We start from the raw sequence: 19846 nt of genomic DNA, 5'->3' as shown, positions 1-19846 counted from the left end.
CGTCTTCCCCGCGTGCACGGCGGACGGAAAGGGGCAGCTGAATTTACATGGGTTTCAGGCAGGCGAAACGCGCCCGGCGTGCCTTGGGCGTTCTGATGATCGCTGCGTCACCCCTGTCGCTGCAAGCCCAGACATCTGCTGGTACGGTTGCTGCCGGGCAGGAGCCGCCGATCCTGCCCGACGAGGAATTTGAAGCGCGGTTGCCCAAAGCTGGCGAAAGTGACCCCGCCAACCCTTCCGCTCCGCTGCCGTCGATAGACAGCTGGATCGATGATCAGCAAATGCCGCAGGCCAGCGCGCCCGTCGAACTGCCGCCCGCCACCGAACCAGCGGCGGAAGCGGAGTTGGCACAGCCCCTGGCCCCGCTCGACAGCGTGACCGTGCCTGCGCAAGTGGCAAACGATAGCCCTCACGAGAAGACGCCGGAAATCCGCTATGCGGTCGAAATCGAAGGCTTCGGCAAGACCGGCCTTGAAGATGAGTTCCGGGGTGAGTCAGCGCTAGTTGATGGCAAGGGACGCGCCGACACTGCCGCCATGGTGCAGGCCCGCGCGCATGAGGATGAAGCGCTCGCCGTGCGGCTGCTGTATTCGGAGGGTTATTATGACGCGACCGCGCTCGCCTCGCTCGACCAGACGGGCGACGGGACGCTGAAGGCGGTGCTGTCGGTCACGCCGGGCAAACGGTACAAGATCGGCGACATCGTCATCAACGCCGGGCCGACGGTGCCGCCGGGGCTGGTCCGCGACAGCCTGCCGCTCAAGACCGGCGACTATATCGTGGCCGCCGATGTCGAAAGCGCGGAGGCCAATGTCGGGGTGAAGCTGCCCGAAAATGGCTTTCCCTTCGCCAAGGTCGGGGAACGGGACATATTGCTCGACCCCGCGACGATCACCGGCGACTATACCTTGCCGGTCGAGGTCGGCCCGCGCGGATCGTTCCGTGGGATCACAACCTCGGGCCGCAAGCAGGCCTTTGGCGCTGACCATCTGAAGGTCATCAGCCGCTTCAAACCCGGCGAGCTATATGACAGCCGCAAGGTGGATGACCTGCGCCGCGCCCTCGTCGCGACCGGCCTCTTCTCCAGCGTCGCGGTCGACCCGGTGCGCACGAACGAGCCCGGCCCCGACGGCACCGAGTATGTCGACCTGCATGTCGATCAGGAGGCGGGTCCGCCCCGCACGCTGGCGGGCGAGCTTGGCTATGGCACGGGGCAAGGCTTCCGCGCCGAAGGCACATGGACGCACCGCAACCTCTTCCCGCCAGAAGGCGCGCTGATCGCGAAGGTGATCGCCGGCACGCAGGAACAGGGCGTCTCCGGCACCTTCCGCCGCTCCAACGCGGGGAAGCGGGACAAGACCTTCCAGGCTGGCGCGCTGCTTAACCACCAAAATTATGATGCCTATGAAGCCTTTACGGCGGGCCTCAACATCAGCTGGTCGCGCCAGTCGACGCCGATCTTCCAGAAACGCTGGACCTACACTTATGGCGCCGAAATCCTGCTGTCGAACGAGCAGACGACGGTCGATCCCGCCACGGCGGAAAAGCGGCGGCTGACCTATTTCATCGGCTCGCTGCCGGTCCAGCTTGGCTATGACCGGTCGAACGATCTGCTCAATCCGACCAGGGGTTTCCGCGCCAATCTGCGCCTGTCGCCCGAAGCATCGTTGCAGGGCAATCTGTCACCCTATGTCCGCGGGACCTTCGACCTTAGCGGCTATTATCCGGTTTCCGATGCGCTGGTGATCGCGGCTCGGACGCGGCTTGGCACGATCAGCGGTGCATCACGCGACCAGATCGCGCCCTCGCGCCGGATCTATGCAGGCGGCGGCGGATCGGTGCGCGGCTTTGGCTATCAGGAATTGGGACCAAAGGACGTCAATGACGACCCGATCGGCGGCCGATCCGTCAACGAGTTCGCCGTCGAAGGTCGCTACCGCTTCGGCAATTATGGCGTGGTCGCCTTCGTCGATGCGGGACAGGTCTATGAAAGCGCCATCCCGAAATTCTCCGACATTCGCTATGGAGTAGGCTTGGGCGGCCGCTTCTATACCGACTTCGGCCCCTTCCGGGCGGACATCGCGATGCCGATCAACCGGCAGCCCGGCGAGTCCAAATTCACCCTCTATATCGGCATTGGACAGGCATTCTGATGGCCGAAGACCCGCCTCCACCCGCTCCCAAAAGCCAGACGATCATTGTCCGCGAAGGACGGCCGCTCTGGCAGAAGATCGTGCTGGGCGTTGCGGCCTTGATCCTCGGCTTGGTCGTGCTTGCCGCCGGATTGCTGCTTTCCCTGAACACGCAGCCCGGCAAGAAATTCCTCATCCGCCAGATCGCGGCGCTGAAGTTGGAATCCGGCATGGCGATCGAGGTCGGCCGTATCGAGGGGTCAGTCTATAGCGACATGGTCATCCATGACCTTGTCCTGCGCGACCCCAAAGGCCCGTTCGCCGCATCCCCGCGCGTCCATGTCGTGTGGAGTCCCTTCCGATACCTCAACAACCATATTTCCGTGCGGCTGCTGGAAAGCCCGCTGGTCGTGCTAGCCCGCAGCCCGCAGTTCAACGTCACGGAAAGCGACCCCAACGCGCCAATCCTTCCCGACCTCGACATCGATGTCGATCGGCTGAAGATCGCCAAGTTCGTGCTGGCAAAGCCGGTTATCGGCCAGAAGCGCGAGATCGCCATCGACGGCGTGACCCACATCGCCGATGGCCGCGCGCAGCTTAGCGCCAATGCCGTCGTGGACAGCGGCGACCGGCTCCAGGCCTCGATTGACGCCGTACCCGCACAGAACCGCCTCGCCATGAAGGGCACGCTGACCGCTCCAAAGGGTGGCGTCATCGCAAAGATGAGCGGGCTCACGGATGGCCTGACCGCAACGCTCGATGGTCGCGGCACATGGCAGGCGTGGAACGGCCGCATCGTTGCGACCTCGCCCAAGGGGCAGCTTGCGAACATCGCGCTCGCCGCGCGCGACGGTAACTTCACGGCCAAGGGCCCGGTGCGCCCGGGCCTCGTCTTTGCCGGAACCGTAGACCGACTGACCACACCCGCCCTTGATATCGATCTCTTCGCCGGGCTTAACGAGCGGCGCGTGAACCTGAAGGGCACGTTGCGCTCCCCCGCACTCGCCGCCACAGCGCAGGGCCTCATCGACCTCAGCAAGAGCCAGTTCAGCGGCCTCAAGATCGACGCCGCGCTACTGACCCCCGGCGCGATCATGGAAAAGGTGCGGGGCAAGGATGTACGCGCCTCGATCATCCTTGACGGCCCGATGGCGACGCCGTTCATCGATTATGATCTGAGCGCCGCAATGCTCGCCTTCGACCAGACCGGCATTGAGGGGCTGAAAGCCAGCGGCCGGGCGGTGATTGACGCCGATCGCATCCGCATCCCCGTCAACGCGGCCGCGCGGCGGGTCACCGGCCTTAACGCCGCAGCGGGCGGGCTCCTTCAGAACCTGCGGGTCAAGGGCGACTTCGCCTATGCTTCTGGCAAGCTGATCAGCGACAACCTCAAGATCGACAGCGACCGGGTGGACGCCACCGCCATCGTGCTCGCCGACCTGGACAACGCCATCTACCGGGGGGCGCTCAAGGGGCGAGTAAACGACTACAAGATCGACGGCGTAGGCATCGTCAACCTCAACACCGATGTGAAGCTAGTGCCCGGACCGAAGGGCGGCTGGGGCCTTGCGGGCAAGTTCGGCGTCCGCACGGCGCGCTGGGAAAGCGCCTCCGTGCGCGATTTCCTGGGCGGCGATGCCGTCGCATCGGGCCGCATCGGCATGACGCCGGAAGGCAAATTCACCCTTGCGGACCTGAAGGGCGCGGCACCCAATTTCCGCATCCATTCCGGATCGGGCAGCTACGACACCAATGGCGCCATCACCTTCGACGCCTCCGCCACGTCGAACCAATATGGCCCGCTGGCGCTCAGCGTGCGCGGAACAATGGAGAGGCCTCAAGCGGTCCTGCGCGCCGCCCGGCCCAATGTCGGCGTGCAGCTCTCCAATGTCGTCGCAAAACTGAATGGCGAGGCTGGCGGCTACCGGCTGGAGGCAACCGGCGGCTCCGCTTATGGCCCCTTCTTCGCCAATATGCTGATCCGCACGGCGCGCGGCCCGCTCACCATAGATATCACACGGGCACGTTTCGCGGGCGTGGACATGAACGGCCGTCTCCAGCAGACCGCAGCCGGACCTTTCGCCGGACAGCTCGCCATGAACGGGTCCGGCATCACCGGCGCCGCGCGGCTTGCCGCAGTAGGCAAGGCGCAAGGCATCACAGTGAACGCCAGGGCGAGCAACGCCCGCCTGCCCGGTGAGGCTGATGTAGTGATCGGCCGAGCGATCGCGACGGCGGACATCTTACTCACCGACCAGCCCCGCATTGCCGCCGATATCCAGATGGCGAACGCCGCCTATGGCGACTATGTCGTGCGAAAAAGCCGCGCCCGGATCAATTATCAAGGCGGCCGGGGCCGCGCGCAGCTGGTTGCCGACGGATCGACCGGCGTGCCCTTCTCGATCGCCGTCAATGCGGCGCTCCGCCCCAACCTTTACGCCGTCGCGCTGGAAGGCAAGGCAAGCAACATCCCCTTCCGCTTCGCCCAACCCGCAATCATCCGCATCGAACCGCAGGGCTATCGGCTCGAGCCAGCAACGCTCGTTCTGCCTCAAGGACGGGTCGATCTCGCCGGACGCTTCGGCAACCAGACCGCTCTTCAGGCGCGCTTCAAGGATTTCGATCTCGCCATTATGAACATCGCCAGCCCCGGCCTCGGCATCAGTGGCAAGGCGACCGGCGCGATCGACTTCAACCAGAGCGGCAACGCCTTCCCCAACGCCACGACCCGCATCGCGATCAATGATTTCCGCCGCTCCAGCCTGTCCGCTGTCTCCGATCCCGTCTCCATGGCGATCGAAGGCCGTCTTTCGGGGCGCGGCGGAGACCTGCGCGGACTCATCCGGCGCGGCAACGCGCCATTAGGGCGCTTCATCGCCACCCTCGCGTCTCCCGGCCCCGGATCAAGCTGGACAGAGCAGCTCCAATCCGCACCCCTCGGCGGCGGCATCCGCTATGCCGGGCCTGCCGACGTGCTCTTTTCCTTCTCTGGTCTCGCTGACCAGCAACTCACCGGCCCCATCGCCGTAGCCGCAGACTTCAGCGGCCGCCTCGCCGCGCCGCGCCTCAACGGCCTCGTCCGCGCCAACGCGCTGACATACGAGAATGAAACCTTCGGCACGCGCCTGACGCAGATGCGTCTCGATGGCCGCTTCACCAACGACCGGCTGGAAATACGCGACTTTTCCGGCCGCGCTGGCGACGGCACCGTGCAGGCGAGCGGCTCGGTCGGTCTCGCGGCCGAAAGCGGCTACCCCATGAACATCGCCGTCAAGCTGGACCGCGCCCGCATCGCGCGCAGCGAAGCGATCACCAGCGTCGTCACCGGCACGATCAACGTAACGAACAGCGTGGCAGACGGCGGACTGATCAAGGGCAACCTGTCGCTTCCCGAAACCCGCTACCGAATCGCCTGGCAGGGCGGCGCCGACATCCGCCAGCTTCAGGGCGTTCGGCGTAAGGGCGAGGGCACCGACCTGCTCGACCAGCGCGTCGCGTCCCGGCAGGCGGCTGCCAAGCCCGCCGACTGGAAGCTCGACATCCGCGTCCGCGCGGACAATGAAATCTACCTGACCGGCATGGGTCTCGATTCCGAATGGAAGACCAACATGCGGGTGACCGGCACCACCAAGGCCCCAAGCGTAGTCGGCAAGATCGAGGTGATACGCGGCCGCTACAGCTTCTCAGGCCATCAGTTCGACCTTGAACAGGGGATCATCACCTTCAACGGGCCGATGATGAACCCGGTGCTGGCGATCCGCGCCGAAACCCGGATAAACACGGTGGCGGCAGGCATCGCCGTCGGCGGCACGGCGCAGAAGCCGGACATCAGCTTCATTTCGACACCTACCCTGCCTCAGGACGAGATATTGGCACGCATCCTGTTCGGCGACAATGTCGCGAACCTGTCCGCCACGCAGGCGATCCAGCTCGCCGCCGCGCTCAACGGCCTGCGCGGTGGTGGTGGTGGCCTCAACCCCATGGGCAAGCTACAGAACGCGTCCGGCGTCGATCGCATAGGCATCGTCGGCGGCGACAAGGATACGGGGCGCGGCGCATCGCTGGCTGTGGGTCAGCACATTTCCAACAATATCTATGTGGAGGTGATCACCGATCCCAAGGGCTTCACCGCCACTCAGCTGGAAATCTCCCTGTCAAAGACGCTCAGCCTGCTGTCGAAGACCGGCACCAACGCCGGATCATCAGCGAACCTGCGCTATTCGAAGGATTATTGAAGCCGCTCGGCGCGGTAGCGGGCGATCAGCCCTTCATATTCGCCCATTCCGGGGAAGCGTTCAAAGCTGACACCGCCCCGGTCTGCGCCCAAGGCAACTTCTCCGCCGTCTGCGTCTCCATCCACGGCGCGAACCAGCTGGCATCGTCCAGCATGGTTGCCCGCACATTGACGAAGCCCATGTCGGCGGCGGGCTTGGTAAAGACCCAGCTCTTGCACCAGTCGCAATGATGATGGTGCACGTCTTCGCCATGCAGCCCACCGATCACAGTCTCTCCCGCAATCAGTTCAAAGCCGCCCGAAGGCATGATGATCGTGGTGGAAAAGGCGCTGCCGGTCATCTTCTGGCACCCGGTACAATGACAAGCCGCCTCACCCCAAGGCGCTTCGCTCAACCGGAAACGCACACGCCCGCACCGACAACCGCCTTCGATGGGGAGATCGGGAATGGACATGGGATTCTCCTTGGCTTCGGGATGAAAGTTTATCCTCCCCATCGACAGATGGGGAGGGGGACCAGCCGCAGGCTGGTGGAGGGGAGCGCCCGTAGGCGCCGCAGGTCATGCCAGTTGCCCTCCACCACCGCTACGCGGCGGCCCCCCTCCCCACGCTCCGCGCAGGGAGGATTTTGCTCTTATCCTCACCCTCAATGAAAGTCCCGAGACCTCGGCAATATCCGCACATTGCGCGGATGACTGGCCGTCCGGGGATGCTGAGGATGCACAAACTCATCCGCCCGGGACAAGGTGATCTGTGGCCTATGCGTATCCGACAGACGCGACATCTCGGCGGTGCGATCATGCACCCGGCTCGCCATCAGATGCACGACGCCCTCCTTGCTCCGCTGCACTTCGCCCTCGACCAGCATCAGCCGCGACGCCATGACAGGCCGCCGCTGCATTTCGAACAGCCGCGCCCACAGCAAAATGTTGGTGATCCCCGTCTCATCCTCGATCGTGATGAAGACGGCATTGCCCTTGCCCGGCCGCTGCCGCACCAGCACCACGCCCGCCGTCCGCACCTTCGTCCCGTTCTTCGCAGCCGATGTCTGCGCGCAACTCAGTACCCCCTCGGCGGCAAAGACCGGCCGCAGGAACTGCATCGGATGCCCTTTGAGCGACAGGCGCGTCATCTGATAATCGGCCGCGACCTGTTCAGCGAGCGGCATGGCGGGCAACATCGCATCCGGTTCCTGCCCCAATTCTCCCGCCGCCTTCTGGCCCCGCCTCCGGGCAGCAGCGAACAGCGGCAGTTCATTGGAAGGCGTGCGCCGCGCTTCCCACAGCGCCGCCCGCCGGTCCTGCCCGAGCGACCGGCAAGCGTCCGCATCCGCCAACAAGCGCAGCGCCCGCGCAGGCAACCCAGCCCGCCGCGCCAGATCCTCCAGGCTGGTAAATAGGCCCCCCTCCCGCGCCTCCACCATCTGCGCAGCCCAAATCTCGCGAAAACCATCAATCTGGCGAAAGCCCAGCCGCAGTGCCAACGCCCGTCCCTCGCCTTCGCCACGCCTCCTATTGCGCGACCGCAGCAGCGGTTCGAGCGCATTGTCCCACCCGCTCATATTCACATCCACATCGTGCACGGCAACGCCATGCTCCCGCGCATCACGCACGATCTGCGCCGGGGCATAAAAGCCCATCGGCTGAGAATTCAGCAGCGCACAGGCAAAGACGGCAGGCTGGTGGCACTTGATCCAGGCCGACACATAGACCAGCCGGGCAAAGGACAGAGCATGGCTTTCAGGAAAGCCATAACTGCCGAACCCCTCGATCTGGCTATAGCAACGCTCGGCGAAATCGCGTTCATACCCCCGCCGCACCATGCCGCCGATCATCTTCTCCTTGAACTTGTCCATGCCACCCACATGGCGGAACGTCGCCATCGACCGCCGCAGCTGGTTAGCCTCCGATGGCGTAAATTCAGCAGCGACGATGGCGAGCTTCATCGCCTGTTCCTGGAACAGGGGGACGCCGTAGGTTTTGCCTAGCAGCAACTTAAGTTCGTCGTAGGACCCATATGCAGGATCGGGCGCGGGAAATTCCACCGCCTCTTCCCCACATCTCCGCCGCAGATAGGGATGCACCATGTCGCCTTCGATCGGCCCAGGCCGCACGATCGCTACTTGCACCGTCAGGTCATAAATGGATCGGGGGCGCAAACGCGGCAGCATGTTGATCTGCGCCCGGCTTTCCACTTGGAACACGCCGATGCTGTCGCCCTTTTCCAGCATGTCATAAACGGCCGGGTCATCTGATTTAAGGTCAATATTCAGATCATGATCGCCCAGCCTATGGAGCCTCATCAGATCATAAGCCTTGCGGATGCAACTCAACATGCCCAGCGCCAGAATGTCGACCTTCATCAATCCCAGCGCATCGATGTCATCCTTGTCCCATTCGATGAAACTGCGATCCGCCATCGCCGCATGATGAAGCGGCACGGTTTCATCGAGCCGGTTCTGGGTCAGCACGAAACCGCCGACATGCTGCGACAGATGCCGGGGAAAAGGTGCGTCAAGCAATTGATCTACCACTGCCCGCAACCGCACGATCTGCGGATTGTGAAGGTCAAAGCCCGCCTCGGTTATCCGCGCTTCAGGAAAATCGCCCGAATAGCTGCCCCATACCGTACTCGACAGGCGCGCCACCACATCTTCGCTAAGCCCCAATACCTTGGCCGCCTCCCTTACAGCGCTGCGTGATCGGTAATGGATAACGGTCGCGGCGATCCCGGCACGATGGCGGCCATAGCGATCGTAGATATATTGCATCACCTCTTCGCGCCGCTCATGCTCGAAATCGACGTCGATATCCGGTGGCTCGTCCCGCTCTTCCGACACGAAGCGGGAAAAGAGCAGTTCATGCCGTTCCGGATCGACCGAAGTGACTCCCAGCAAAAAACAGACCATGGAATTGGCTGCCGATCCACGCCCTTGGCATAATATGCCCTTCATTCTGGCAAAGGCGACGATGTCGTAAACCGTCAAGAAATAATAAGCATAATTGCGCTCGCGAATAAGCTCGAACTCGTCATCCAGCAACTTGCGCACCTTGGCCGGAATATGCGGGCCATAGCGCGCATGGGCGGCCGATACGGTCAGTTCCTCCAGCCATTGCTGCGCCGTCCAACCTTCGGGCACAGGCTCATGGGGGTATTCATAGGATAGCTGATCCAGCCTGAAACGCACTTTGCCAAGCAAGCGCATGCTTTCGGCCAGAGCTTCAGGGCAGTCGCGAAACAACCGCGCCATCTCATCGGGTGCATGAATGTGCCGTTCGGCATTGGCCTCCAGCAAGCGTCCAGCCTTGCCGATCGTCACGCCTTCGCGAATGCAGCTTAGCACATCCTGCAAGGGCCGCTCGTCAGGCTTGGCATACAGCACGTCCATGGTCGCGATCAGCGGCACGCCGGTGCGGGCGCTAAGCCACTTGAAGCCCGCGATCCGGCGCGCGTCCCGGCCATCCCGGCATAGCGCCGCACCCAGCCAGATCCGGCCTGGCGCCAATCGGGCCAGCCGCCGAAGATAGGATTTAAGATCGGCAGGACGCGGCGGCGGCACCAGGCTCAAATGCCCTTGCCGGATCGCCTCCTTGGAGGGCCTGTCGTCATACTCATACTCCACCGGCTTTCGATGAGCGGCCTGCTTTGTGGCGGTGGAGGACGGCAGGACGATCAGCAGCAGGTCATCAAGATATGCCGTCAGATCCTCATAGGTGAGGATGCAGTTCCCCTTCACCGATCGCAAATTGCCCACTGTCAGCAGCTTGGTCAGTTCGCCCCACCCGCGCCGTGTCGACGGATAGGCGACTATGTCAGGGGTGCCATCGGCAAAGACCAGGCGCGCGCCGACAACGAGCTTGAGGTCGGTTTGGCAGGATTGCTCCTCTTCCTCACTCAATGCCAGCGGCTGCCCAGCCTCCTTTTTTGCCTCCAGCAAGTCGGCCCGCGCCTTTTCAGGCGCGCGCTTGAGCGCAGACCAAGCCCGCACCACGCCCGCGACCGTGTTGCGGTCGGCGATTCCCAGTCCTTTTAGGCCGAGGTCGATCGCCTGCCCCACCATGTCCGAGGCATGGGATGCGCCTCGCAGGAAGGAAAAGTTGGTGGCGGCCACCAACTCTGCAAAAGCGGACCCAGCCCTGCGCGGCGGAGGAGGTCGTGCTTCCTTTATCCGCGCGCTTTCCCGCACCGCTTCCACCGCATCCAATTCCCGCCGATCCATCGACTTGGGCTTGGACGGATCAGGCCCCTTGCCGCGCTTCATGCGAACAGGCCGTGGATGTACCAGCCGGGATGCCGCGCCTCCCTGCCGTAAAGGCCATGGCGGAAGATCCAGTAGCGGCGGCCGCGCGCATCCTCGATCCGGTAATAGTCGCGCGTCATGCCTGCGCTTTCGCCCGCCAGCGCACCGTCCTTCGCCTTCCACCATTCGGGCGCGATCCGCTCTGGCCCCTCATAGCGGGTCACTTCATGCGCGCTGCGCCGCCAGCGGAAATGATGCGGCGGACCGTCTGGCACCTCCGCCACTACCTCGATCGGCTGGGGCGGGTCGAACAGATGGATGGGGCGCATCGGCGGATCGCCTGGTTCTCCTTGACGCGGCCAACTGGACGGTGTGCGGCTTTCGATCGCGGGCAGCGCAAGCTGCGCCTGCTCGGGAATATGGCTGTCGCGCGGCTCCAATCGCTGGATGCGGTTGCGGCCAGCGCGGACGGACAGCCGGTCGACCAGCGCCGCGACCGCTTCCTCGCGACGCGCCTCTCCCCCTTCCAGCGCCAACTGGGTCGCGGCCATCGGCTCGGTCTGCGGCACGGTAAGGCGCAGCATGTCGAAGCCGAAGCCGGGATCGAGCGGATCGGACAGGCTGCCGATCCGCTCCCGCACCAGCCGCATGATCGCGGGCGCATCGCGCACCGGCAGGCCGGTTTCCACCCGCAGCGGAAAGGCGAGACCATCGGTGCGGAAGAACAACAGTTCGAACCGCCGCCCGCCCTCGCCCCGCTCGGTCAGCCGCTCGCCCGCTTCGGCCGCCATCTCCTCAACCCGTTGCAGCGCATAGGCGGTGCTGCCTACAGGCTCGGCGAAACGGCGCTCGATCCGCAGGACAGGGCGCGGGCGGCGGGGGCTAAGCGGGCGATGGCCCAGACCCAGCAGACGGTGCAGCGCATCCACCGCCGCCTCGCCAAAGCGCGCGGCCAGCGCCGCTGCCGGACGCGCAGCAAGATCGCCGATGGTGCGCAGCCCCGCGCGCCGCAACGCCACCCCGCTCTCCTGCTCCAGTTCCAGCGCCTCGACCGGCAGGCGGCGCAAGGCAGCCTCTTCATCGGGCGCTGGCCCTGCGGAAAAGCGGCACAATGCATGCGCGCCCTCCGGCGTGCCCGCTATCGCATGGCGCACCTCCATGCCGTGCCGCTCGAACCGGTCCACCGCCTCGCGCGCCAGGGCTTCCTCCCCGCCCCACAGATGTGCACAGCCGGTGATGTCCAGCATCAGCCCATGCGGCGGATCGATCGCAGCCGCAGGCGTATAGCGCGCGCACCCATCGCACAGCCGCTCCAGCCAATCCTGATCAGTATGATGATCCGCTTCGAAGCTGACAAGATCGGGCTCTTGCGCCCGTGCATCGGCCAGCGTCATGCCCGCGTTCAGGCCCAGAGCCAGTGCATCGGCATCCGGTGTCACAAGACGCATGGCCCCGCGCACAGCCTCCACGATGACGACCGGCCCGGCACCGGCCTGCGCTTGCCACAGGTCAGGCCGCGCGATGCGCAGCCGATCGACCGGCAGGAAGGGGAACCACAGCGCCAGGTAGCGCCGCCCCCTCAGCGCGTCCTCCGCTTGCCCATCCATGCTCATGGCGTTCATCGCACTCTTCTCCAAAATCTCCCCGCTCGGCATTCCACACCATCCGCCATGTCATGCCGTCTGCCCCCGAACGGCGGCGCAACAGGTGGAGTGAAAAGGCGCTCATGCCCGGCGCATTGCCCGGCAACGGCACGGATGGCGCAGCCTCCACCCGCCACCGCGTCTCCGCCGCGCTCGGCACCGGATCGCCACCAATCCGCAGCACGAAGGCCGTGACCCCCGACGCCTCCGCCGCCAGCGCCAGACGGCGGCTCGCGGTCAAGTCCAGCAGCGGCGCGCGCCCGCGCAGTTCGATGACCAGCGCCCCCAGCGCCGGACACCGCAACGCATCGACCGCCGCGCGCAGCAGCAGCGCCTCATCTTTCATGACGCCGATCAGCAAATGGGCTGGATCTATTCCAAGCGCGGCAAGCCCCGGGCCATAAGGTTGTCCCGCCGTTCCATTTGGAAGGCGCAACCAGAACAGAGGAGCCTCACGCGCCGCAAGATGGGCAAGGATCAGGGAAAGACCGGCAGTGGCGCCCTCATCTTCAGCATTCCCGAACAATTCATGCACCCGCCCCCTGGCAAGGCCACCCTGCAATGCCTGATCAAAAGCCGCATGTCCCGTCGTGATACGCGCATCTGCTTTGACGGCCGGAATCCCTTCCAGTGATGCAATGTGCCGCCTGAGGGCTGCAAGCCTGTTCACCGAATCCACCATAGAATGTTCTCTATATGTTCTTTTCAGCGATAGCGCACCCCCTGTCAATCAACTTGGCTGCCATCAGAAAAAAGGGAGGATGGTTTCAGCTTCTTACACACATTGGCCATCATCCGGAAAAGTTTCACACCCGGCTTTCTGCCAAGCTAATCTGTGTTGATGGACACGCCCCACATCGCTTCGCTGGCTCATGCGCCCTTCATTCTGGCGCGCCGTATCGCTTCGGCTCGCAGCCTGCGTCTTGTTTCCAGCGCTGCGACTGCGCTCCTCGCCTCCTACCCGAAGTCGGGCAGGACCTGGCTCAGGTTTATCCTGGCGCAATATTTCCTCGCGTCGCGTGCATATCCGCCCATTACGACCCAGAGCATGTTCACCTTTGCTCCCAATTTCGACTTGGATCCGGTGCGCGGCATACCGGCCTTTGTCCGGAGATCAGAGGAGGCCTCTTTCCCCCTGATCCCTTCCACTCATCTGCGCTTCAAACCAACCCTGCCCGGCCGCCTTCCCATCATATTCCTGATCCGGGATCCGCGGGCCGTACTCATTTCCGACTATCACCATGTGACCCGGCACAAGATGTCGTTTCAAGGCAGCGTTGATGATTTTCTCATGGATGACAATAGAGGCCTGCCACATTATATCAAATATATGAACAGCTGGGCCAATGGCCTCGAACGGCATGACCATCACATCATATATTATGAGGATCTACTGCTTCAAACGGAGGCAGAAGTCGAAAAGATGCTCAGTTTTATGGATGAGCCGGTCAATAGCCGTGCTCTTGGATATGCGGTGGAAAACTCATCCTTCGAAAAACTCAAGGCATTGGAACTCGCCCAGGGCATTCCCGGCCATGAATATGACCGATCGGATTCAGATGCTCTGCGGATGAGAAAGGGACAATCCGACAGCTTCCGTCAGGAACTGACGATCGAGCAGCAAAAATTCATCGAGGATAGCTGCAAGTCTCAGTTGAACCCCCGGATGCTGGCCAAGCTGGATCGATACGGCTTTTCGGCCCCGCCTTCGTCATCCACCGTGAGACCGATCGGGATATCGCAATCCGCAGCGCCCGAAAGGCAGGTGCATGATCCTGCAACCAAGCACCGCCTCCTCTCTCTTGGCGTACAGCTCTTGAGCGAAGCGATGGTCATGATCGGCCTCGCCGCCATGCTCATCGCCCCGACCATTCTGGCGATAGAAGTAGGCGAATGGCTTTTCCGGCGAGAATGGGATGGTCATTCCCTTGAAGACGGCCTCGCCCTGTTCGGGATCGACCGGGTGGGGCCTGTGGAAACGCCGACCGAACAAATACTCGACGTCTTTCTCGCGCTGCCCCTCACCATCGCCTTGTTCATGAACGGCCTCCTCATATTCCTGGCTGCCGTACATTTCGGAGACTGGGGTCTTCAGGGCGTACGGCTCAAGAAAAAGCTCGCCGTCGAGCAGAGCAAAAGGCGCCAGCGGAGCCACGCCAAAATTCCGGCCTCTGACCTTAAGCCGACAGGAATGATAAGCCCCAGCCGCTGATCAATGTTCATTTGCCCTGCTGGGAAAGCCACGCCCAGTCGCGCCTTATAACGGTAAAAGGCCCGCCCCGCGAAAATGCGCGGGCGGGCCTTTTCAGTGCGTGAAACGAAAGGCGAGCAGAGCCGCGCGGCTATCCTGCGGCTGATCCGGCCGCAGGCGTTAACCGTGCTTATTCGCCATCATCCTCCGCTTCGGGTCCGGTCATCATCCCTTCGGCAACCTCTTCGGTCTTGCCCCGGATCACCTTTTCCAGGCGCTCCGCCATTTCGGGATTTTCCTTGAGGAAGGTCTTGGCATTCTCACGACCCTGGCCAATGCGGACGGAGTCGTAGGAGAACCAGGCGCCCGACTTTTCGACCACGCCAGCTTTGACGCCCAGATCGAGTATCTCGCCGATCTTCGAAATCCCCTCGCCATACATTATGTCGAATTCCACCTGCTTGAACGGCGGCGCCACCTTGTTCTTCACCACCTTCACGCGGGTCGCGTTGCCGACGATATCGTCGCGATCCTTGATCTGGCCAGTACGGCGGATGTCGAGGCGAACCGACGCATAGAATTTGAGCGCGTTGCCGCCCGTCGTCGTTTCCGGATTGCCGTACATGACGCCAATCTTCATGCGCACCTGGTTGATGAAGATCACCAGACACTTAGAACGCGAGATCGAGCCGGTAAGCTTGCGCAGCGCCTGGCTCATCAGGCGCGCCTGCAGGCCGACATGGCTATCGCCCATCTCACCTTCGATTTCCGCACGGGGCACCAGCGCCGCGACGGAGTCGATCACCAGCACGTCGATGGCGTTCGACCGCACCAGCGTATCGACGATTTCCAGAGCCTGTTCACCGGTATCGGGCTGGGACACGATCAGCTCGTCAATATCGACGCCCAGCTTCTTGGCATAAGCGGGGTCGAGGGCATGCTCGGCGTCGACGAAAGCCGCAACGCCGCCGGTCTTCTGCGCCTCTGCAATAGCATGCAGCGCCAGCGTGGTCTTGCCTGAGCTTTCCGGGCCATAGATTTCGATGATGCGGCCGCGTGGCAGGCCGCCAATGCCAAGCGCGATGTCGAGCCCCAGCGATCCCGTCGAAATCGCTTCGATCTCGATCTTCTCGCGGCTGCCCAGCTTCATGGCCGAACCTTTACCGAAGGCGCGGTCAATCTGGGAAAGGGCCGCTTCCAATGCTTTCTGTCTGTCCATTGTCCCTGTCTTCTTGGAATCGATGAGTGAGAGCATTGCTGTCATCGGCCTATCCCCTGTCAAGCGGAAGCGCCGATTAAGTGGCGCCTGGGCCACCATGTATCCCCTTTGTTCTCAAAGAACAAGAGGGGAACGGAAATTTCCTATTTAGGCGGAAAGAACCTTCGTCAACGCCCGCTCAACAGCGCCAATCGTATAAGGTTTTGCCAAAGTCGGCCGATCCGAATGCCCTGACGGCACATCGTCAGCCATGCCGCCCGTCGCGAAAATAAAGGGGATGCCGCTTTGCGCCAGCAGGTCCGCGACCGGCCAGCTTTTCTCACCTTGCAAATTGCAGTCCACCAATGCGGCGTCGAAGCCGCCCTGACGCGCATGCTCACACGCCTCATCCACCGAGACGGCGATGGCATACAGGCGATATCCCAATGTTTCGAGATAATCTTCCAGCATCATGCCGATCATCGCTTCATCCTCGACCACTAGGATGGTCTTGCCGTCCGACATGTGCGATCCCCTATTTCGTTACGCTCGCTATCTTATCATCGGCGCGCGGACCAGCATAAACGCCTGATCGTTCAAGAAGTTCATTCCACCCCTGCGCCCATGGCCAGCGCGTCACGTGCGGCCTCCGCCAACTGACTGACGGAAAAGGGTTTTGGCAGGAAGGCGACATTGGCAAGGTCGATCGACTTGCGCAGTTGCTCCTCGGCATAGCCCGACATGAACAGCACGGGAAGGTCGGGATGCGTATCCCGTGCCCGCGCGACCATGGACGGGCCATCCATATTGGGCATGACCACGTCGGAAATCAGCAGGTCGATCTTCTCACCGCTCGCCAGCACCTCCAGCCCCTGCTCGCCATCATTGGCGGTCAGCACCTTGTAGCCCTGACGCGAAAGGGCGCGTTCGGCGACGGCGCGGACCATATCCTCGTCCTCGACCACCAATACCGTGCCCGTGCCCCATGTCTCGCTGCGTTTGATCGGCAGCTTGGCGGGAACCGCCTGCTCCATGTCCGCGCCCTGATAGACGGGCAGATATATAACGAAGCTCGCTCCCCGGCCAATTTCAGACTCTGCGAAGATATAGCCGCCCGACTGCTTGACGATGCCATAGACGGTCGAGAGGCCGAGCCCCGTGCCCTTGCCCAATTCCTTGGTAGTGAAGAAGGGCTCGAATATCTTGGAAAGAATGTCGGGCGGGATGCCAAGCCCCATGTCCGACACCCGCAGCGCGGTATAATCGGCGGCAGGCAATATCTCCTGCCGCATCTCGCGCACCTTGCCGGCCGGAACCGCATAGGTCTGGATATTGAGGATGCCGCCTTCCGGCATAGCGTCGCGCGCATTGACCGCCAGGTTGACGATCACCTGCTCCAGCTGGCCCGGATCAGCACGCACCGCGCCCAGGTTGCGGCCGTGGCTCACCTCCAGCTTCACGCTCTCACCCAGCAGGCGCTTCAAGAGGTTGGAGACGTCGGCAACGATGTCGGGCAGTTGCAGCACCTGCGGACGCAGTGTCTGTTGCCGCGAAAAAGCGAGCAGCTGGCGCGTCAGTCCCGCCGCGCGATTACTGTTCGACTTGATCTGCTGAATATCGTCATAGTCGCTGTCGCCCGGCGTATGGCGCATCAGCATCAGGTCGCAATGGCCGATGATCGCGGTCAGGATATTGTTGAAGTCATGCGCGACGCCCCCGGCCAGCTGGCCGATCGCCTGCATCTTGGTCGCCTGCGCGACCTGCCGCTTGAGCTTGCTTTCCTCGCTATTGTCCTTGAGGCTGAGCAGCACCGCCGCCTCGCCAAGGCCCCGAACGCCCGCCAGGCTCAGCGCCGTCGGCTCCTCCGGTTCGTTGCGCAGCCTGATGGCGATATCGCCCGACATTTGCGGGCCAACGGCAAAGCGGCGCACGGCGTCGGCGACCGCCGCCTGATCCTCGCGCACGACCAGATCACCGGGATAGCTCGGCCGTTCGCTACGCTTGAGTCCCGCCGCGCGGGAGAAGGCATTGTTGAGGAACAGCACCCGACCATCGCGATCCGCCATGGCGAGGCCGAAGGGCAGCAGGGACAGCAGCGTTTCGATATAGGAAAGCGCCGATGTGCCGCCCGCGCTGCCCGCTGGCTCATCGATCAGCAGCAGCAGCATAGGACCATCCTGACCGGACACCTGATTACCAGCAGGCTGAGCCGTCCGACGCAAGGGCACCTGCAGCAACCGCAGCGGCAGCCCGCCCGATTCCTCGCGCGCCAGAAATAGCCGCCCCTTGTCATCGACGCGCATATGGGCGGCAAAGTCGCGGCCGGTGATGTTGGCGTCGATCCGGCCAGCGGCACGCAGCAGGAAAGCCCCGTTCGCCGCGCGGATACGCCCTTCACCGCCGATCATCACCGCCATGATCCCGGCCTCGCCCATCTGCCGCCCCGCGTCCCCGGTCAGCAGGCGGTGCACATCATCCAGCGCGTTGGGCTGGCGAACCGGGGTAAAACGCCACAGCAGATAATCTTCCGACCGGCCGGTGCGGCACAAATCGACATCCAGCCGGAGAGCGCCCTGCGCCACGCCTTCGACCCGCGCCTCACCATCGCGCCAGGCCGCGCGGGCGGCAGCGCTCAGGCTTTCCGTCAGGCCAGGCTCAGCGGTGAGATTGGGGGGCGTCGGAAATCCGGGAAACCATTCGCCGAACAGGTCGCTGGCGCAGACAAGCCGCCCGGCCCGGTCGGTCACGGCAATCGCCATGTTGGACGCATCCGCTGCGGCGCGCGCTACCGTCCAGTCCGGCACCGCCTCGCCATCGGCGGCTTCTTCCGGGAAAATACGCCGATACCAGCTGAGCAGCGCGGCGATGGCAAGGATCATCGCGCCGAACCCTGTGGCCATAGCGGGGTTGCCGGTCGCATAGATGACGAGAACCGCCGAAAGCAGCGCCGCCAGTATCAGCAGCGGCAGGGACAGCCGGGAAGGGCGCTCGCCCGTCCACGCTTCCTCATCCCTTTTGACGCGCGAGGCCATCGGCCGGCCTTCCCCCTGAAAACGCCTGGACTATTCGCCCTGCGTCAGACGCGGGCGACTTCTTCCAATGCGCTGCTTTCGGGTGCCTTGCCAATCCTCAATTTACGCGCATGCCATTTCCGGCCCATCCGATGGCGCCAGATCCAGTCGGCAAGGAAATATCCGACCACCGCGAACGCGATCGAAATCAACGCCAGCCCAAACAGCATGGCGGGCGCCGCTTCGGAAAAGAGCCAGCCGCACCATTCGCGGATCGACGCATGCTTATCGACCAGCGCCATGAAACCGGACGCGTCAGCGCTGCGGCCCAGGAACCAGTTGCCGATATAGACCGAAGCCATAAGGAACAGCGGTGTAGTCGCCGGGTTGGACAGGAACGTCATGGCTGCCGCCAGCGGAATATTGGCCCGGAAAGGCAGCGCCAGCAGCGCCGCGCCCGCAATCTGCACGCCGGGGATCAGCAGGAATATCCCCACCAGCAGCCCTAATGCCACGCCTCGCGGCACGGAACGGCGGGTGAAGCGCCACAGCGAGGGTTCCAGCACGCGATGCGCCACGGGGGCAATGAAGCGGTTGTCCTCCAGCGATTCACGGGTCGGCGCGTTGGCGTGCCACCAGCGGGCAAGACGGCCCATGCTCGCCTTCGGACCCATCAGCGATGGTCCTTCATGATGCGCTGCTGATCACGTTTCCAGTCGCGTTCCTTGATCGTTTCACGCTTGTCGTGCGTCTTCTTGCCCTTGGCCAGCGCCAGCTCGACCTTCGCCTTGCCACGGCTGTTGAAATAGACGCTCAAGGGGACGAGCGTCATGCCCTTGCGCTCGACCGCACCATGCATGCGCGCGATCTCCCGCTCGTGCAGCAGCAGCTTGCGGGGCCGCTTGGGCTCATGATTATAGCGATTACCGTGGCTGAATTCGGGGATGTTGCTGTTGACCAGCCACACCTGATCGCCCTTCACCTCGGCATAGCTCTCGGCGATGTTGCCCTCGCCGAAACGGAGCGATTTCACCTCCGTGCCTTGCAGCGCGATGCCCGCTTCGAACACATCCTCAAGGAAATATTCAAAGCGCGCGCGCCGGTTCTCGGCGACGATCTTCTTCTTGTCGAACAATTCGGGACGGGGGCGGGCCATGGGACTCTTAACTAACTCACTTCACCATATAAGGCCGCAGC

At 63.2% G+C, this 19846-nt stretch carries 12 protein-coding genes; 3 read left to right on the top strand and 9 right to left on the bottom strand.

All coding sequences use genetic code 11. The features are described from left to right. Positions 1-47: 47 nt before the first annotated feature. Both ACZ5TH_RS12530 and ACZ5TH_RS12525 read left to right on the top strand, forming a co-directional pair. Positions 48-2153, top strand: coding sequence for an autotransporter assembly complex protein TamA (locus tag ACZ5TH_RS12530; protein ID WP_464794107.1), 2106 nt, complete (start codon positions 48-50; stop codon positions 2151-2153). Then, a complete protein-coding gene (locus ACZ5TH_RS12525) occupies positions 2153-6367 on the top strand; it encodes a translocation/assembly module TamB domain-containing protein (protein ID WP_464794106.1) in 4215 nt (1404 codons plus the stop codon). The genes ACZ5TH_RS12530 and ACZ5TH_RS12525 overlap by 1 nt, the downstream gene beginning before the upstream one ends. Before the next feature lie 25 nt (positions 6368-6392). Here the strand turns inward: ACZ5TH_RS12525 and ACZ5TH_RS12520 are convergent, their stop codons facing one another. From ACZ5TH_RS12520 to ACZ5TH_RS12505, 4 genes are all read right to left on the bottom strand, one after another. Then, positions 6393-6821: a GFA family protein gene (locus ACZ5TH_RS12520; protein WP_464794105.1), complete on the bottom strand. Its 429-nt coding sequence runs from the start codon at positions 6819-6821 to the stop codon at positions 6393-6395. 191 nt (positions 6822-7012) lie between these two features. Further along, complete coding sequence (locus ACZ5TH_RS12515; protein WP_464794104.1) at positions 7013-10627, bottom strand: error-prone DNA polymerase; 3615 nt, start codon at positions 10625-10627, stop codon at positions 7013-7015. Then, complete coding sequence (locus ACZ5TH_RS12510) at positions 10624-12219, bottom strand: Y-family DNA polymerase (protein WP_464795112.1); 1596 nt, start codon at positions 12217-12219, stop codon at positions 10624-10626. The genes ACZ5TH_RS12515 and ACZ5TH_RS12510 overlap by 4 nt, the downstream gene beginning before the upstream one ends. Then, positions 12116-12931: an ImuA family protein gene (locus ACZ5TH_RS12505; RefSeq protein WP_464794103.1), complete on the bottom strand. Its 816-nt coding sequence runs from the start codon at positions 12929-12931 to the stop codon at positions 12116-12118. Before ACZ5TH_RS12505 ends, ACZ5TH_RS12510 begins: the two co-directional genes overlap by 104 nt. A 159-nt stretch (positions 12932-13090) precedes the next feature. Between ACZ5TH_RS12505 and ACZ5TH_RS12500 the strand changes: the two genes are divergently transcribed. Continuing rightward, complete coding sequence (locus ACZ5TH_RS12500) at positions 13091-14461, top strand: sulfotransferase domain-containing protein (protein ID WP_464794102.1); 1371 nt, start codon at positions 13091-13093, stop codon at positions 14459-14461. 169 nt (positions 14462-14630) lie between these two features. Here the strand turns inward: ACZ5TH_RS12500 and recA are convergent, their stop codons facing one another. The 5 genes from recA to smpB all read right to left on the bottom strand — a co-directional run bounded on the left by recA (position 14631) and on the right by smpB (position 19805). Further along, positions 14631-15704, bottom strand: coding sequence for a recombinase RecA (gene recA / locus ACZ5TH_RS12495; RefSeq protein ID WP_449470841.1), 1074 nt, complete (start codon positions 15702-15704; stop codon positions 14631-14633). A gap of 102 nt (positions 15705-15806) precedes the next feature. After that, positions 15807-16163: a response regulator gene (locus ACZ5TH_RS12490; RefSeq protein WP_464771694.1), complete on the bottom strand. Its 357-nt coding sequence runs from the start codon at positions 16161-16163 to the stop codon at positions 15807-15809. An 80-nt stretch (positions 16164-16243) separates the two neighbouring features. After that, positions 16244-18670 (bottom strand): hybrid sensor histidine kinase/response regulator, encoded by a 2427-nt coding sequence (locus ACZ5TH_RS12485; protein WP_464794101.1) that lies wholly within the window; start codon positions 18668-18670, stop codon positions 16244-16246. Between the two features lie 44 nt (positions 18671-18714). Next, positions 18715-19323 (bottom strand): DUF2062 domain-containing protein, encoded by a 609-nt coding sequence (locus tag ACZ5TH_RS12480; RefSeq protein ID WP_449470838.1) that lies wholly within the window; start codon positions 19321-19323, stop codon positions 18715-18717. Further along, complete coding sequence (gene smpB, locus ACZ5TH_RS12475; RefSeq protein WP_196225111.1) at positions 19323-19805, bottom strand: SsrA-binding protein SmpB; 483 nt, start codon at positions 19803-19805, stop codon at positions 19323-19325. The genes ACZ5TH_RS12480 and smpB overlap by 1 nt, the downstream gene beginning before the upstream one ends. Between the last annotated feature and the right edge of the window lie 41 nt (positions 19806-19846).

The sequence above is a fragment of the Sphingobium sp. TomTYG73 genome (assembly GCF_055394245.1).
Note: the sequence above shows the minus strand (reverse complement) of the source record. Positions and strands in the feature narration are given on the sequence as shown.

What these genes read in the sequence shown, in the direction of transcription:
- ACZ5TH_RS12530 (WP_464794107.1), top strand. Translation starts at nt 48, where the DNA reads ATGGGTTTCAGGCAGGCGAAACGCGCCCGGCGTGCCTTGGGCGTTCTG.
- ACZ5TH_RS12525 (WP_464794106.1), top strand. Translation starts at nt 2,153, where the DNA reads ATGGCCGAAGACCCGCCTCCACCCGCTCCCAAAAGCCAGACGATCATT.
- ACZ5TH_RS12520 (WP_464794105.1), bottom strand. Translation starts at nt 6,821, where the DNA reads ATGTCCATTCCCGATCTCCCCATCGAAGGCGGTTGTCGGTGCGGGCGT.
- ACZ5TH_RS12515 (WP_464794104.1), bottom strand. Translation starts at nt 10,627, where the DNA reads ATGAAGCGCGGCAAGGGGCCTGATCCGTCCAAGCCCAAGTCGATGGAT.
- ACZ5TH_RS12510 (WP_464795112.1), bottom strand. Translation starts at nt 12,219, where the DNA reads ATGAGCATGGATGGGCAAGCGGAGGACGCGCTGAGGGGGCGGCGCTAC.
- ACZ5TH_RS12505 (WP_464794103.1), bottom strand. Translation starts at nt 12,931, where the DNA reads ATGGTGGATTCGGTGAACAGGCTTGCAGCCCTCAGGCGGCACATTGCA.
- ACZ5TH_RS12500 (WP_464794102.1), top strand. Translation starts at nt 13,091, where the DNA reads ATGGACACGCCCCACATCGCTTCGCTGGCTCATGCGCCCTTCATTCTG.
- recA (WP_449470841.1), bottom strand. Translation starts at nt 15,704, where the DNA reads ATGACAGCAATGCTCTCACTCATCGATTCCAAGAAGACAGGGACAATG.
- ACZ5TH_RS12490 (WP_464771694.1), bottom strand. Translation starts at nt 16,163, where the DNA reads ATGTCGGACGGCAAGACCATCCTAGTGGTCGAGGATGAAGCGATGATC.
- ACZ5TH_RS12485 (WP_464794101.1), bottom strand. Translation starts at nt 18,670, where the DNA reads ATGGCCTCGCGCGTCAAAAGGGATGAGGAAGCGTGGACGGGCGAGCGC.
- ACZ5TH_RS12480 (WP_449470838.1), bottom strand. Translation starts at nt 19,323, where the DNA reads ATGGGTCCGAAGGCGAGCATGGGCCGTCTTGCCCGCTGGTGGCACGCC.
- smpB (WP_196225111.1), bottom strand. Translation starts at nt 19,805, where the DNA reads ATGGCCCGCCCCCGTCCCGAATTGTTCGACAAGAAGAAGATCGTCGCC.